The 13974-nt window shown below is 61.3% G+C and carries 12 protein-coding genes and 1 pseudogene; 3 read left to right on the forward strand and 10 right to left on the reverse strand.

Annotation, left to right across the window (positions count from 1 at the left end; all coding sequences use genetic code 11):
- Positions 1 to 526 precede the first annotated feature (526 nt).
- Together AS026_RS07120 and AS026_RS07125 are read left to right on the forward strand one after the other, a co-directional pair.
- Positions 527 to 1306: an ABC transporter ATP-binding protein gene (locus AS026_RS07120; RefSeq protein WP_062369163.1), complete on the forward strand. Its 780-nt coding sequence runs from the start codon at positions 527 to 529 to the stop codon at positions 1304 to 1306.
- Between the two features lie 145 nt (positions 1307 to 1451).
- Positions 1452 to 2429: a L,D-transpeptidase family protein gene (locus tag AS026_RS07125; RefSeq protein ID WP_062369164.1), complete on the forward strand. Its 978-nt coding sequence runs from the start codon at positions 1452 to 1454 to the stop codon at positions 2427 to 2429.
- 160 nt (positions 2430 to 2589) lie between these two features.
- Here the strand turns inward: AS026_RS07125 and AS026_RS41960 are convergent.
- The 7 genes and pseudogenes from AS026_RS41960 to AS026_RS07155 form a co-directional block, all read right to left on the reverse strand.
- A pseudogene (locus tag AS026_RS41960) lies at positions 2590 to 2754 on the reverse strand (Hint domain-containing protein); the annotation flags it as partial.
- A 12-nt stretch (positions 2755 to 2766) separates the two neighbouring features.
- Positions 2767 to 3732: an ATP-binding cassette domain-containing protein gene (locus AS026_RS07130; RefSeq protein WP_062369165.1), complete on the reverse strand. Its 966-nt coding sequence runs from the start codon at positions 3730 to 3732 to the stop codon at positions 2767 to 2769.
- Positions 3729 to 4637, reverse strand: coding sequence for an ABC transporter ATP-binding protein (locus AS026_RS07135; RefSeq protein ID WP_062369166.1), 909 nt, complete (start codon positions 4635 to 4637; stop codon positions 3729 to 3731). Before AS026_RS07135 ends, AS026_RS07130 begins: the two co-directional genes overlap by 4 nt.
- A complete protein-coding gene (locus AS026_RS07140) occupies positions 4634 to 5455 on the reverse strand; it encodes an ABC transporter permease (RefSeq protein ID WP_062369167.1) in 822 nt (273 codons plus the stop codon). Before AS026_RS07140 ends, AS026_RS07135 begins: the two co-directional genes overlap by 4 nt.
- Positions 5456 to 5459: 4 nt before the next feature.
- The gene (locus AS026_RS07145; protein ID WP_062369168.1) at positions 5460 to 6395 is read right to left on the reverse strand and encodes an ABC transporter permease; all 936 of its coding nucleotides are present in this window, start codon (positions 6393 to 6395) and stop codon (positions 5460 to 5462) included.
- Between the two features lie 97 nt (positions 6396 to 6492).
- Positions 6493 to 8085, reverse strand: a complete 1593-nt coding sequence (locus AS026_RS07150; protein WP_062369169.1) for an ABC transporter substrate-binding protein — start codon at positions 8083 to 8085, stop codon at positions 6493 to 6495.
- A gap of 63 nt (positions 8086 to 8148) precedes the next feature.
- A complete protein-coding gene (locus AS026_RS07155) occupies positions 8149 to 9777 on the reverse strand; it encodes an amidohydrolase (RefSeq protein WP_062369170.1) in 1629 nt (542 codons plus the stop codon).
- 218 nt (positions 9778 to 9995) lie between these two features.
- Between AS026_RS07155 and AS026_RS07160 the strand changes: the two genes are divergently transcribed.
- Positions 9996 to 10937: a LysR family transcriptional regulator gene (locus tag AS026_RS07160; protein ID WP_062369171.1), complete on the forward strand. Its 942-nt coding sequence runs from the start codon at positions 9996 to 9998 to the stop codon at positions 10935 to 10937.
- 24 nt (positions 10938 to 10961) lie between these two features.
- Here AS026_RS07160 and AS026_RS07165 read toward each other — a convergent pair whose 3' ends face one another.
- From AS026_RS07165 to AS026_RS07175, 3 genes are read right to left on the reverse strand one after another with little or no spacing between them, the layout of a single operon-like run.
- Entirely contained in the window at positions 10962 to 11762 is an 801-nt protein-coding gene (locus tag AS026_RS07165) for a M55 family metallopeptidase (RefSeq protein ID WP_062369172.1), read from the reverse strand.
- Entirely contained in the window at positions 11759 to 12796 is a 1038-nt protein-coding gene (locus tag AS026_RS07170) for a DmpA family aminopeptidase (protein ID WP_062369173.1), read from the reverse strand. The genes AS026_RS07165 and AS026_RS07170 overlap by 4 nt, the downstream gene beginning before the upstream one ends.
- Positions 12797 to 12810: 14 nt before the next feature.
- Positions 12811 to 13662 carry a D-amino-acid transaminase gene (locus tag AS026_RS07175; protein ID WP_062369174.1) on the reverse strand — a complete coding sequence of 284 codons (852 nt, stop codon included), beginning with the start codon at positions 13660 to 13662 and terminating at the stop codon, positions 12811 to 12813.
- Positions 13663 to 13974: the final 312 nt, after the last annotated feature.

Raw genomic sequence — 13974 nt, forward strand, 5'->3', positions numbered from 1 at the left:
CTGGCCCGCTTGGTACTCTGGTGCTCCCTTCGAAAGTAATCCCGTTGCAACCACTTGCGCTGGCAGTTCTGGTCTCATTTCCAGCAATTCACCGGCCAAACCAGTCGCAGACGGCACCGTCAACGCACGCTTGGCTCTCGTCAACGCTCCCATCGATGGCGCAATTGCAGAGAAGACGACCGCCCAGTGCTTGCCTCGCTTGACGCGGAGCGCGACCGCGTTCGCTTGTCGGAAATCATTGATCTCAACCCGCAAATCAGCGGACATGGCAGGCAGCTGCTCTTCCAACCAACTCGCAAGCCTTAGGATGCAACTTGACGAGCTCGATTTCGGCCGCTGTTTGCGAATGCACGGAAAGTGTCAACCTCTTTAAGACGGCGTCCGGGGCAACCAGTCTCAAGGCGGCCAAGCTTCATCTCGAAATAATTGCTCGCCAGAGAATATATAAGTTGACAGTAACGGTAAAGTTTTGCACGAGCGCGTACAGAGCCGCGATCGCTATCTGATGCAAGCAAAGAGAAGCCGCATGTCGACACCCTTCCTGACAACGTCACAGATTGCCTATCACGCGGCAGGAAAGAGCATCCTTTCCGGGATAGACCTGACATTGAAGAGCGGACGCATCTACGGTCTGGTTGGGCAGAACGGTAGCGGCAAGAGTACACTTCTGAAAATCATGGCCCGACAGATTGCCCCGACATCCGGTGGGGTCGAGCTGAAAGGCGAGGCGATTTCGCGCTGGGGCGCCAGACCCTTCGCCCGGCAGGTTGCCTACATGCCGCAGTTCACACCAGCGACCGATTTCATGACGGTTCGTGAACTGGTGGCGCTTGGCCGATTCCCGTGGCACGGCACGCTCGGCCGTTTCACCAGCGCCGATCAGAAACTTGTCGACGAGGCCATAGAGCGAACCGATCTCGAGCGTTTTGCAGACAGCCCGGTCGCAAGCATGTCCGGCGGCGAGCGGCAACGCGCCTGGATCGCCATGATGCTGGCGCAGAATGCGCAGTGCCTGCTTCTTGATGAGCCGACCTCCGCGCTGGATCTGCTACACCAGGACAGCGTGCTGGCACTGCTGCGCGAACTCAGCCACGAGCGCCGGCTAACGATCGTCGTCGTCCTCCACGATATCAATCTGGCCGCCCGCTATTGCGACGAGATCGTGGCCTTGAGGAAAGGCCGCATCTCGGCACACGGCACGCCAGCCGACATCGTAAGGTCCGATGTGCTCAAGTCGGTCTTCGATCTGGAAATGGGCGTCTTTCCGCATCCGGTCAGCAACGATCCGATCAGCTACGTTCTCTAAAGACGCAGTCTTGCAATCTGGCTGACGTGTGACCTGCAGTGACCGCGTGAGAGCTTTCTGCTTAACATTTGATGACACTGGACTGGCGACTGCCTCAACGGACGCCGCCGTTGGAACAACTTGGCCGGTCGTAGATTTCACACTCATGAAAACAACGATCTTTCTCGTCGTGTCGCTGATCCTTGGCCTGCTTGGCAACGCAAGCGCCCAGGATCTTCGTGCGGAAACCATCAACGGTGCCTCGCTCGACTCCATTCCAGCAGAGCGACCAGCCAAAGCCTCCCCTCAACCAGAGCCTGCTGTCACACGTTTGCAGGTGCTTCTGGATCGCTTGGGGTCGTCTCCCGGGGTGATAGACGGGCATTACGGCGAGAACGTCACCAAGGCGATCGCTGGCCTCGAAGCCATGCGGGGCATCCCGACCGATGGAAAGCTGGATCCTGAGGTCATTCGCCTCTTGCTTGACGACCAGCCAGTCATCGGGACCTATGTAATCTCCCCGGAAGACACACAAGATCTCGTCGACCGCATTCCCAAAGACTACGCCAGGCAAGCCAAGATGAGGTATCTCGGATACACAAGTGTTGCCGAGAAACTGTCCGAGCGGTTCCACATGGACATCGATCTTCTGAAGGCGCTGAACGCCGGCACGCCGTTTACGGTCGGAAAGACAATACTGGTGGCGATGCCCGGCAACGCGAAAGAAGATACGGTCAAGAGGATTGAAGTGCGACGACGAATTGGGCAAGTCTTGGCGTTTGCCAAGGATGGCTCCCTGCTGGCCGTTTATCCCGCCACGATCGGCAGCAGGCAAACGCCTTCGCCCTCAGGAACCCACAAGGTCAAGGGCGTCGCGCGAATGCCGCCATACAGTTACGATCCGAAAATCAACTTTCAGCAGGGCAAGAACACCAGGCCCCTAACGCTGCCCAAAGGTCCCAACGGCCCGGTTGGAACCATCTGGATCGATCTGACAGAGCCGACGTATGGAATTCACGGCACACCGGAACCCTCCCTTATCGACAAGATCGGATCACATGGATGCGTCCGCCTGACCAACTGGGACGCCGAGGAATTGGCCGCGATGGTAAAACCAGGCGTGACTGTCGAGTTTGTCGACTGACGCGAGCCCGTCAGCTGTCTTGCTGACAAGGCTCAGCGCTTTCTTGTCAAATAGGACACCACGTCCCTGGATGAGGTGTTCGACAGCCGTCACGGCTGGCCGGCGACCAGGCCTCTATATGCTGTCCCTTTGCCGCAGGCGCCAGCGACAGTCTACGGTATCAGCTCGACAGTTCCCTGGCGCGGGCGTTGATCTTCTCGCAAGCCTCTTCGTATGGGTCACGCATCGGGATCAAACGCGACGCACCAAGCAGCAAAAGCGATTTCAAATGCTTCCAACCGCCTTCCTCGCCGGCAACCGGGGCATAAGACGTCATTGCAGTGCGGCCCTAATTCAATCAAGCCGCGACAGACAGCCTCACCCTGTGATTGTCGGCGATTTCGACCAGTTCCGACGGGGTCGGCGCGGCAAAGACATCCGGTGCCGGGCTACCGTCCGATCCGAAACCGCGTCCGGCCGGGAGCTGGGCATCATGGAAGCGTTTCGCCTTCGGCTGCCCGCTCATGGCGATTTCGGGATCGGGAATGGCCCCTATGAGGCGGCGCGTGTAGGGATGGGCCGGCGTCTCGAAGATCTGTCGCCACCCCCCTTCCTCGACGACCTGGCCGAAGAACATCACCAGCACACGATCGCTCATGTGCTCCACCACGCTTAGGTCATGGCTGATCATCAGATAGGAAAGACCAAGCTTTTCCTGCAGATCCAGAAGAAGATTGATGATCTGGGCTCGGATCGAGACGTCGAGGGCCGATACCGGTTCGTCCAATACGACGATCTCGGGCTCGAGGATGAGTGCGCGGGCAATGCCGATGCGCTGGCGCTGCCCACCCGAGAACTCGTGCGGGTAGCGACTGGCCTGTTCCGGCTTCAACCCGACATCGATCAGCATCGCCTCGATCCTGTCGGAAACCTCCGATGCCGTTGTGATACCATGAAGGCGCAGGGGTGCGGCGAGCGAAGTCCTTATCGATTGGCGGGGGTTCAGCGAGGCGTAAGGATCCTGAAACACCATCTGCACCGCCTTGGCGCGCTGCATGCGCCCCGGCGCACCAGGTCCGGTCAGCGGTTGACCCCGGTAGCGGATCGTTCCTGAGGTCGGCGCCTGCAGACCGAGGATCGACAGCGCCGTCGTGGATTTGCCGCAGCCTGATTCGCCAACGATCGACAGACACTCACCCTTGCCCAATTCGAAGCTGATGCCGTTTACGGCGTAAAGCGTCCGCCGTCCGGTTCCCAAAATCCCGCCGCCAGACACCGGAAAGCGCACATGCAGGTCGTCCACTTGCAGCAAAGACCCGGTCACGGCTTTCCTCCTTCGTCGCGGCGTGGCGCAATGAAGCGCGTCTCGGTCAACTTCGAGCGATCGGCGATGATGCTGTCGATGTCCACCAGGCGCTGGCGTCCATGCAGGCTGCGACTCCCCAGCCGCGGCAGCGCTCCGAGAAGCCCGCGCGTGTACTCGTGCCTCGGATCGGAAAACAGCAGAGCGGTATCGTTCTCCTCCACCAGGCAACCGGCATACATCACTCCCACCCGCTGGCAAACACTGGCGATCACGCCGAGATCGTGGCTGATGAACAGGACCGCAGTGCCGCGCGCGGCGCAGAGTTCCTTGATCAACCGTAACACCTCGGCCTGAACGGTCACGTCCAACGCCGTTGTCGGCTCATCCGCGATCAAGAGGTCGGGATTGCACGCGAGCGCCATGGCGATCATCACGCGCTGGCGCAAGCCGCCCGACATCTGGTGCGGATAGTTCGTGGCGCGTCGGTCCGGATTGGGCACGCGCACGCTTGCGAGCGCGTCTACGGCAAGTTTCACCGCTTCGCCCCAGTCCTTGCCCTGGTGCAGGACGAACATCTCGGCGATCTGGCGCCCGACCGTGGAGAGCGGATTGAGCGCCGTCATCGGCTCCTGGAAGATCATGGCGATGCGGTTTCCCCGTAGCCGCCTCATCTCCCGCTTCGGCAGGGCGAGCAGGTTCTGGCCCTTAAAGACGACTTCACCGCCCGAAACGCGCAATGGCTTTTTCAGGAGACCCATCACGGCAAGCGACGTCACCGATTTACCGGAACCGGATTCGCCCACGAGCCCATAGGCCTCACCCGGCATGATCTGGAACGAGACGCCCTTGAGGATCGGAAGAAGAGAGCGCCCGGCCGAAACATCGAGCTTGAGTTCCTTGATGTCGAGAAGCGGAGCGGTCATGGCGTGCGCGTCCTCATATGCGGATCGAGCCTGTCGCGCAGCCCATCGCCCAGAAGGTTGAAGCCCAGCACCGAGAGAAAGATGGCGAGCCCCGGAAACACCGCGACCCAGGGCGCGGTCCGGATCAACTGGCGCGCATCCGTCAGCATCGAGCCCCAGCTCGGAAAGGGCGGCTGGACGCCAAGTCCGAGGAAGGAGAGAGCCGCCTCTGAAAGCACCGCCGAGCCCATGCCCAGCGTCGCCATGACAAGGATCGGACCCATCATGTTGGGCAGGATCTGCGTGAACATGATGCGCAGATCGCCGTAGCCGAGCGTCTGTGCAGCCTGCACGTATCCCTGCGACTTGAGCGACAGGGTGGAGGAGCGCGCAATGCGGCACGTCCAGCTCCAGTTCGTGAGCCCCAGGGCAATCAGCAGTGATGGCAGGCCCGGGCCAAGTACGGCCATGACCGCCAGCGCGAAGATCAAGGAGGGGATGGCAAGCATGACGTTTGTGAGACCGTTTACGAGATCGTCCCACCAGCCGCCCCAGTAGCCGGCAGTCATGCCGAGCGTGCAGCCGATGATGGAGTTGATGACCTGCGAGACGATCCCGACGGTCAGCGAGATCTGCGCGCCAAAGAGGATGCGGGTAAAGACGTCGCGGCCCTGAGCGTCCGTACCAAACCAGAACGTGGCATCGGGCGGCAATTCGGCATTCATCAGATCGGCATTCAACACCGGATCGAACGGCGCGATCCAGGGAGCAAAGATGCCGGCGAGGATGACGAGCACCGTGAGAAGCGCGCCGAGGATGAAATTGAAACCAAAGCGCATCGCCTCACCCCTGCTTGATGCGCGGGTCGATCGCCGCGTAGATCACGTCGACAAGGGTGTTGATGACGAGGAACCAGAGGACGATGACCAGGATCGTTCCCTGCACCGCGGGAATGTCGCGGATCGCCACGCTGTCCACCAGGAGCGAGCCGATGCCAGGCCAGGCGAAAAGTTTCTCGATCACCACGGCCTGCCCGATCAGCGAACCGAATTGCAGGCCGACTGTTGTCACGATCAGCACGAGAGCGTTGCGCATCACGTGCCAGCGCACGACCTTGGCTTCGCTCATGCCCTTCGAATGCGCGGTGCGAATGAAATCGGCGTTCAGCACGTCGAGAACCCCTGCCCGCGTGGTGCGTGCCAGAAGTGCCAGCGGCGTAACGCCGAGCGTGACGGCGGGCAGGATCAGGTTACGGAACGATCCGTCGCCATAGCCGAAGCTTGGCAGCCAGTTCAGATGAAGCGCAAAGACGTACATCATCAGGAGCCCGAGCCAGAACTGGGGCATGGAAAGACCCGAGACCGCGCCGATCATCGTCGTCGTGTCGAGAATCGATCCGGGACGGAGAGCGGCGAGAAAGCCGAGGGGCACGCCGACCACGACCGCGAACGCCATGGCGGCGAGCGCTAATTCCAGCGAAGCCCACATGCGGTCGCCGATCAGATCGATCACCGGCTGGCGACTTCGAAAGCTGGTCCCGAGGTCGAGCCGCGCAAGGTCGGTGACGTATTTCACGAACCGCTCCGTCAGCGGCTTGTCGAGGCCGAATTCCTGGTTGAGGTGGGCAATCAGCTGTGGGTCAGCGGTGCGTTTGCCATCGGCAAGAAGGCTGGTGGCAAAGCTGCCCGGCACAACGCTGAAGATGACGAATATCAACAACGCCACGACGATCACCGTCGGCACGATCTGCAGGACGCGGCGCAGAGTGAAGCGAAGCATGAACAAACCCGTTTTGGTCGCCCTTTAGGGAGGCGCGCGGCAATGCGAATTCGAGTGGCCGCGGGAAATCCCGTGGCCACCGGCATGAACTCTTGGATTAACTGCGCGAGTCCGGCGCCGTGTCGTCGATCCAGATTTCATCGTAAGGCTGGATGGCCAGTTCCGTCGCATTCGGAACAAGCCCGTGGATCCACGGCTGGTATGCCATCACCGCCTTGTTGTAGTTGAAGAACCAGACCGGCGCTTCGTCCTGGATCAGGTTGTTCGCCTGGCGTAGCAGTTCGTTCTGCTTGGCCGGGTCGCGTTCCTGCTGCGCTGCTTCGTAGAGTTTGTCGAAATCGGCGTTCGAGAAGCTCTCGTAATTGCAGGCCGACTGCGGCGTCTTGGAATAGTAGCAGCGAAGCGCCTGCAGCGGATCCGGGCCGGAGAGGTTCGACCAGATGAAGGCCTGGAAATTGTTCGACGTCACCGCATCGCCGAGTGCCGAGCTTTCGACCGGCTTCGGCTTCACCGTGATGCCGACCTTCTGCAGCATCGGCAGGACGGCTTCAACGATCGGCACGCCCCAGCTTTCGTTCGGGCTGGCGGTCACTTCGAAGGAGAAGCCTTTGGCGTAACCGGCTTCGGCGAGAAGCGCCTTGGCCTTTTCCGGGTCGTAAGCATAGGCAGGCTTTTCCTTGTCGAACGCCGGCGAGGAGAGCGGCAGCCAGCCGGAAGCCGGGTAGGCCTTGTTCTTGACCAGGCGCTCGACGATCAGCGGCGTGTTGATTGCGTAGTTGATGGCCTGGCGCACCCGCTTGTCCTTGAACGGCTCGAAGGCCGGGTTGAAGCCGATGTTGCGGGTGTAGACCTCGGCGACCTCCAGCAGATGGTCCTTCAGGGCATCCTCACCCTGGTAAGCTTGATACTGGGTAGGCCCAAGGATCGACACGTCGATTTCCTTGTTGCGGAAGGCCACGTCGCGGGCGGAATCCTCACCCATCAGCACGATCTTCACGCGGTCGAGATAGGGCTTGCCCTTCTCGTAGTACTTGTCGAACTTCTCCACGACGACCTGCGAGCCAGGCGTGTATTCCTTGAAGGCGAAGGCGCCGAGACCGATCGGATTTTTGCCGAAGGTCGACTCGTCCGTGACGTTCGAGGGATAGATCACCGTCGTGTTCTGCATCAACGAGAAGCCGGGATTGATTGGCCCGGTATAGGTGACCTGCAGCGTGTGATCATCGATCTTCTTCAGGCCGCTGATGTCTTGCGCCTTGCCGGCGATATAGTCGTCGGCCCCCTTGATGATGGCGATATAGCTGGCACCGGGGAACGCGTTCTTCGGGTTGCCGATGCGCTTGTAGCTGTAGATGATGTCATCGGCCGTCAGCGGCTTGCCATTGTGAAAGACGGCGTTGTCGCGCAGATGATAGGTGTAAGTCGTCCCGTCCTCGGAAACATCAGCCGAGGTCGCCAATTCCAGAACCGGCTTGTTGTTGATCGAGTCCCAGCTGTACAGCGCCCGGTGAATGGCCTGGGTGATGAATTCTTCCTGTGTGTTGGGGCTCGACTGAACATCCAGCGTCGCGAAGCTGGAGCCATAAGGCGCGGTGAATACAAGTGTACCGCCATGACGCTCGCCTTCCGCAAACGCCATGGTCGCGACGCCCAGGCTGAGCATCGCAGCGATTGAAAGTCTCTTCAGCATTTCGTTCTCCCTCAATGTGCCGGGTTCCCTTTTCGGCATCGTGTCAGTCATTTTTTGAGTGGCTCAGCCTCGCGCGTCGTGCACAACGCGGCCCGCCAGCAGCGTCAGCAGGCAGCGCGTATCCGACAGGATCGCCTCGGGCGATGCGGTGAGAAGATCATTGTCGAAGACCGCGATGTCAGCCCACTGACCAGCGACCAGCCGCCCCTTCACGTTTTCAGCCTTCTGCGAATGGGCACCGTATTCCGTGTAGGCCTGGAGCGCCTCCTCGCGACTAAGCTTCTCGGAGGCATCCATGACGGTGCCCTTGCCGGTCTGGCGGGTGATCATCGCGTAGAGGTCGGGGAAAGGATTGGGCGAGCAGACCGGTGAGTCGGAGCCGGTGGAGGGTTTGAGCCCCATGCGCGCCCACGTGCCGATCGGGTAGGACTTAACGCCGCGCTCCTCGCCGAGGACGGAGATATAGCTGTCGCCGAAATCGTGAATGAAGGCCATCTGCGGCGCCGGCAGAATGCCCGCCGCCTTCATGCGTGCGTTTTGCTCCGCAGACGGATAGCCGCAATGCTCCACACGGTGGCGGCGATCCGGATCAGGATTGGCAGCAAGCGCCTTCTCGTAAGCCGTGATCAACTGCTCGATAGCGCCGTCGCCGATTGCATGGCAGGCCATTTGGTAGCCGCGGTCATGGCAGGACTGCACAATCTCCTCGACGACCGCGTCGGGAAGCATCTGCACGCCGAGGTTTTCCGGCTCGTCCTTGTAAGGCTTGGTCATCCAGGCCGTGCGTCCGCCGGCCGATCCATCAAGGAATATTTTCACCGCGCCAACGCGCAGCATGTCGTCGCCGGCGCCGGAGATGAGGCCCGCGCGCCAGCAATCCTCGACGATCGACACGCCGGGATCACCAAGAAGGGTCAGCCAGACGCGCACGGGCAAGCGACCCGCGATCTTGGCCATTTCATAGGCCTGAATTTCCTCAAAGCCGGAAAGCTGCCCGACGGCGGCGTCCATGCAGCTCGTAATGCCGAGGGACAAGAGATATTGGCCGGCGCGCTCGATCCCATCGATCAGTTCGGCGGTCGTGGCCGACGGGATCACGGCCCTGACGAGGTTCATGGCGTTCTCCGCCAGTAGGCCGTTCAGTTTGCCGTCCGTCAGGCCGATGACGCCGCCATCCGGCACCGGTGTCGCCTCGGTCACGCCTGCCAGCATCAGAGCTTTCGAATTGGCGATCGCCACATGGCCGCACGCCCGCGTCACCAGAACCGGATGATCTGGCGCAGCGAGATCAAGGTCCGCGCGTGTCGGATGCCGGCCCGTATCGAGCTTGACCTGATCATAACCACGTGCGCGAACCCACTCGCCCTTCGGCGTCACCGCCGCGCGTTCGGCGATCTGGCGCATCAGCGCGGCGTGGGTGGGGGCCGCGGCAGGCGTCGCGTCCACCCAGCCCATGACGATGCCGGTCGAAATCAGGTGCAGATGGTTGTCGATCAGCCCCGGGCTGGCAAAACGGCCGTCCAGATCGATGACCTCGGTGCGCGATCCCTTAAGGCTCAGCATTTCTGCATTACTGCCGGTTGCGAGAACCTTTCCCTGCCAGACGGCCACCGCCTCGCAGGATCCTTCCTCGCGACCGCACCATATGCGGCCGTTGTGAAGGATGAGATCGGCTTCAATTCTGACTGCCATTAACTGCTCCGTTGTCACGACCCGGACGAACCCGGCATTAAGGACAGGCGATGCGAAGCGCTCGCGCCGTCCATGAATTTCTGTCGTGTGACAAGGTGAAAGCTTGTGGCAGGCTTGGCCAATTCGGTTTTGGCACAACCTCATGCGAATTTGGCATATCTATTCAAGATGAATGACTTATGCTGAATTGGGCGAGGAGCATTGGGGAGGAGAATGGAATGGAAATCAAATGGCTGGAGGACTTCGTAACCCTTGCGGACACCTCCAGTTTCTCGAGAGCGGCTGAACTGCGCAACGTGACACAACCGGCCTTCAGCCGCCGAATCAAGCAGCTCGAGGGGTGGCTGGGCGCGACCTTGATCAGCCGTGCGGCGATGCCTGCCGAGCTGACGCCGGCGGGCCGGAATTTCCTGCCCGTCGCACAGGAAACGATCCGGTCATGCTATGCGGCGCGAGAGGCCCTGCGTCCGTCACATGAACCCGGCCTCATTCGCTTCGCGGCACTGCACACGCTGACGGTTACATTCTTTCCGCAATGGTTAAGGGCGTTGGAGAAAGCAGGGGGAGCGTTCAACACCTCGCTGATACCGGACCGAGGTGGCATCGAGGCGAACCTGGATGCGCTCGTTGGCGACGAGGCCGATTTCTTCCTGACCTATGCCCATCCGGAGGTGCCATTCCATCTCGACCGCGGCAAGTTCGCGTGGCTGACCGTCGCCCACGACCGGCTGATCCCTCTGGTGGCGCCGAACGTCATCGTTTCCGGCAACTCGCAAGCCGGAAGAAATTTGCTGGATCGGGCCGTCGAGCAGCAGCGGCTGGCAATCCCCTATCTCAGCTACGGCTTCAATTCCTTCTTCGGCGTAGCTCTCTCGCGTCTTCTGCTTCGCCGCCCACCATTTCGCCGCCGGACGACACATGAGAATACGATCAGTGCCGGTTTGATGAACATGGCGCTTGCGGGAGCCGGCGTCTGCTGGCTGCCTGAAAGCCTCGCACGCGACGAGATGGAGTCAGGGCGCCTCGTGCCCGCCTCGAAGGACGAGGGATGGAATCTCGATCTCGAAATCCGCCTCTACCGCCATGCGGCGAGCCGCAATCGCAAGGTCGACGAACTCTGGCGCATGTCCAGGCAACTGCTGGAGCGCGAGCCGGCCTGACGACCGGCTCACGAAACGGCAGGCTCAGACCTTCATGAATACGAGTGCACGCAGGATTTCGGCAAAATCCGCATTGGCGAAAGCAACGGCGCGCGGGCCATGGGCTCGTGCGCCGGGGTACCAGCCGGCACGATAGGCGTCGGTCGGATTGTTGAACTCGATCACCACTTCGTAGCGCTCGGCCCGGTCGGGGAGCGTCTGGCTGAAATCCGCCGACAGCGCGGACGCCACACCTTCGCGGATAAGCCGGCGCGACCAAGCGGGCGAGATCGACGTGGAGGCACGGCCTTTACCCTCAAGTGTCTCCACCGTGGACATACCGGGCACCATCGCGCGCGCTTCCGCGCACATTGCCGCGTCGCCGGACAGGAAGACGGAAGGCACCCCATATCCCGCCGCGCAGAGCGCGTTCACGGTGAATTCGGAAGCCACCTCCCCGTTCAGAAGCAGGCGCGATATGCGCAGGTTGGACGTGTGAGCGAGCGGATTGGCCTCGCTGCCTGCCTTGGAATGGTAGCCGGTGTAGATCGCCGCCGCAAAACCGGCATCGAGACCGAACATCATCGCATCGGGATGCCCCGACCAGCCACGCACGATCCGGACATAGTCTGGCAACCGATCGAGGATGAGATTGCGCCCGCTGTCATGAGCATCCTTTATCACGACCTCGGTCGCTCCCGCAGCGCGAGCCCCGTCGCAGGCAGCAACGACCTCGGCAGTCATCAGTGCGCGGAACTCGTTCCAGTCGGCATGCGTGCGCTCGGCCTCGTCCCAATGAACGATACCTGCGGTACCTTCGATATCGGCAGAGATGAAAACTTTCATTGCAGCGGGTTCTCCTGTAGCCAGTCGGCAAGGGCGGGATAAGGGCGGCCGTTGCGGCCGGGCGTTGCAGGCGCCATGCAGAGCGCGTTCAGTACCGCCTCCTGTGTGGTTTCAGCGGCAGCGCGGAAGGCGGTGTCGATGAACGCGTCGGAAAGCCGGTCCTGGGCGGTAATGGGTGACGCCGGTTCATGATCGACCGGATCGGCGGTGGTGAAGCACAGGCAGATATCGCCGCTACCATTGCCCCAGAAGGCACCGAGTCGCGCCAGCCCCGCACCGCCGCGTTTGGCGACGCGCTGCAGCTGGCGATCGCCGAGCGGCAAATCCGTCGCCATAACGACGATGACGGAGCCCCGCTCCGGGCTGGCTGGACGGCGAGGATCCGGACGGCGACCATCGGGCAGAATGAGATCGCCGGCAGCGCCGAAATTGGCAAGAACCAGTGTTCCCAAGGTGAAATCACGCTTCGCAATCCGCAGTCGCCGCGACGCGGTACCAATGCCAGCCTTGAAGCCGAACGCCGTCATGCCGGATCCGGCTCCGACCGCACCCTGCTCCACCTCACCCGTCCGTGCGTCGTCAAGCGCCGCACAGGCGTCGGCGGGCGTTACCGCCATGGCCTGGATGTCGCTGATGCTACCGTCATTGCATTCGAAGACGAGGCCATTGACCGTTGAGGTCTTGCGCCCGATGGCCGGATTTGCCGCGATCGCACGGCGAATCAGCGCTTCGGTACAGGCGGCCACACCAAACGTATTGGTCAGGAGAATCGGTGTCTCGATCGTGCCGAGTTCGGCGACCTGCATCAGTCCCGCCGACTTGCCGAAGCCGTTTATCACCTCGACCGCCGCACGCGGCTTCCTGCGAAAGATGTCGCCTGGATGAGGAACAATGGCGGTTACGCCCGTATGAATGCCTTCGGCGCGGAGCGAGCGGTGCCCAACCGCCACGCCAGGCACATCGGTAATGGCGTTTTCCGGTCCGGGAGCCATCGCTCCCTCCACTATCAGTCCGAGTTCCCGCGCTGTTTTCATCTCTGTTCTCTCGTCTATGCCTTAACGCCAGCCGCCTCCAGATAGAGCGTCTGGAGGTGACGCGTCATCGGGCCAGGCTTGCCGTCTCCGATCGACTTGTCGGCAATGCGCACGACCGGCATGACCAGGCTCGAGGCTGAGGTCTGGAACGCTTCGGCGGCGCCCTGTGCTTCCTCGGGCGTAAAGGCACGCTCTTCGAAGAGCAATCCCTGTTCGGCACATAAACGTGCAACGGCGCGCTGCGTGCAGCCCGGCAGCGTGGCACGGGAAGCGGGACGGGTGAGGATTCGTCGATCCGCGGTGATGATATGCGCAGTCGAAGACGCGCCTTCCGTCACCAGCCCGTCCTCGACCAGCCAGACATCGTCGAAGCCTCGCGCGCGTGCAGCCTGTTTGGCCATGACCTGTGCGAGCAGCATTGCCGTCTTGATGTCCCGCCTCTGCCAGCGCTGATCCGGAGCCAGGTCGACGGAGATTCCGTCGCGCTGCGCCGCGGTTCCCGTAAGCCGCTTCGCCTGGGTGAAGCCGACGAGCTTCGGCTCCATCTTGTCGCTGTACAGGAAGTCGCGATCAGCCTCGCCGCGCGAAACCTGAAGATAGACTGTGCCGTGCTGCAGGTCATTGCGTTCGATCAGCTCCAACTGGATCGAGACGATGCGATCCAGTGACAAGGCCAGGGGAATGTTCATCTCCTTCAGAGAACGGGCGAACCGAGCCAGATGCAGATCGTTGTCGATCATCCGGCCATCAATCACGGCCGTGACCTCGTAGACCGCGTCGCCGAACAGGAAGCCGCGATCGAAAAGACTGATGCGCGCCTCCTCCTCGGGGACGAAAGACCCGTGAACAAAGACGATCCTGCTCATGCAACCCTCATTTCGACTGTTTGGCCCAGGCCGGCACATTGACGCTAACTTGCGCCGGCTGACCAATTCAATTTCGGCAAAGGGTCATGCAGAAATAGCCTCGACTTTGGTTTGCAACATCGCGCCTCGATGAGGGCCTGATGACTTCTCCCCTCCCCGCAATGAGAGCGCAATTCACGCGCTCGCAGCGAGCACCGGATAGCTTTCGTGCATCTGGGCCAGCGGCTCGTCTGATGTCAGCTGGCAATCGACAAGCCGTTATGTTCCGGGTGCCCGCGAGCGGTTTTTGGAACCCGATCTGGGCTGCAGAAT

Origin of the sequence: Rhizobium altiplani, from assembly GCF_001542405.1 — a bacterium.
Classification (GTDB): Bacteria; Pseudomonadota; Alphaproteobacteria; order Rhizobiales; family Rhizobiaceae; genus Rhizobium; species Rhizobium altiplani.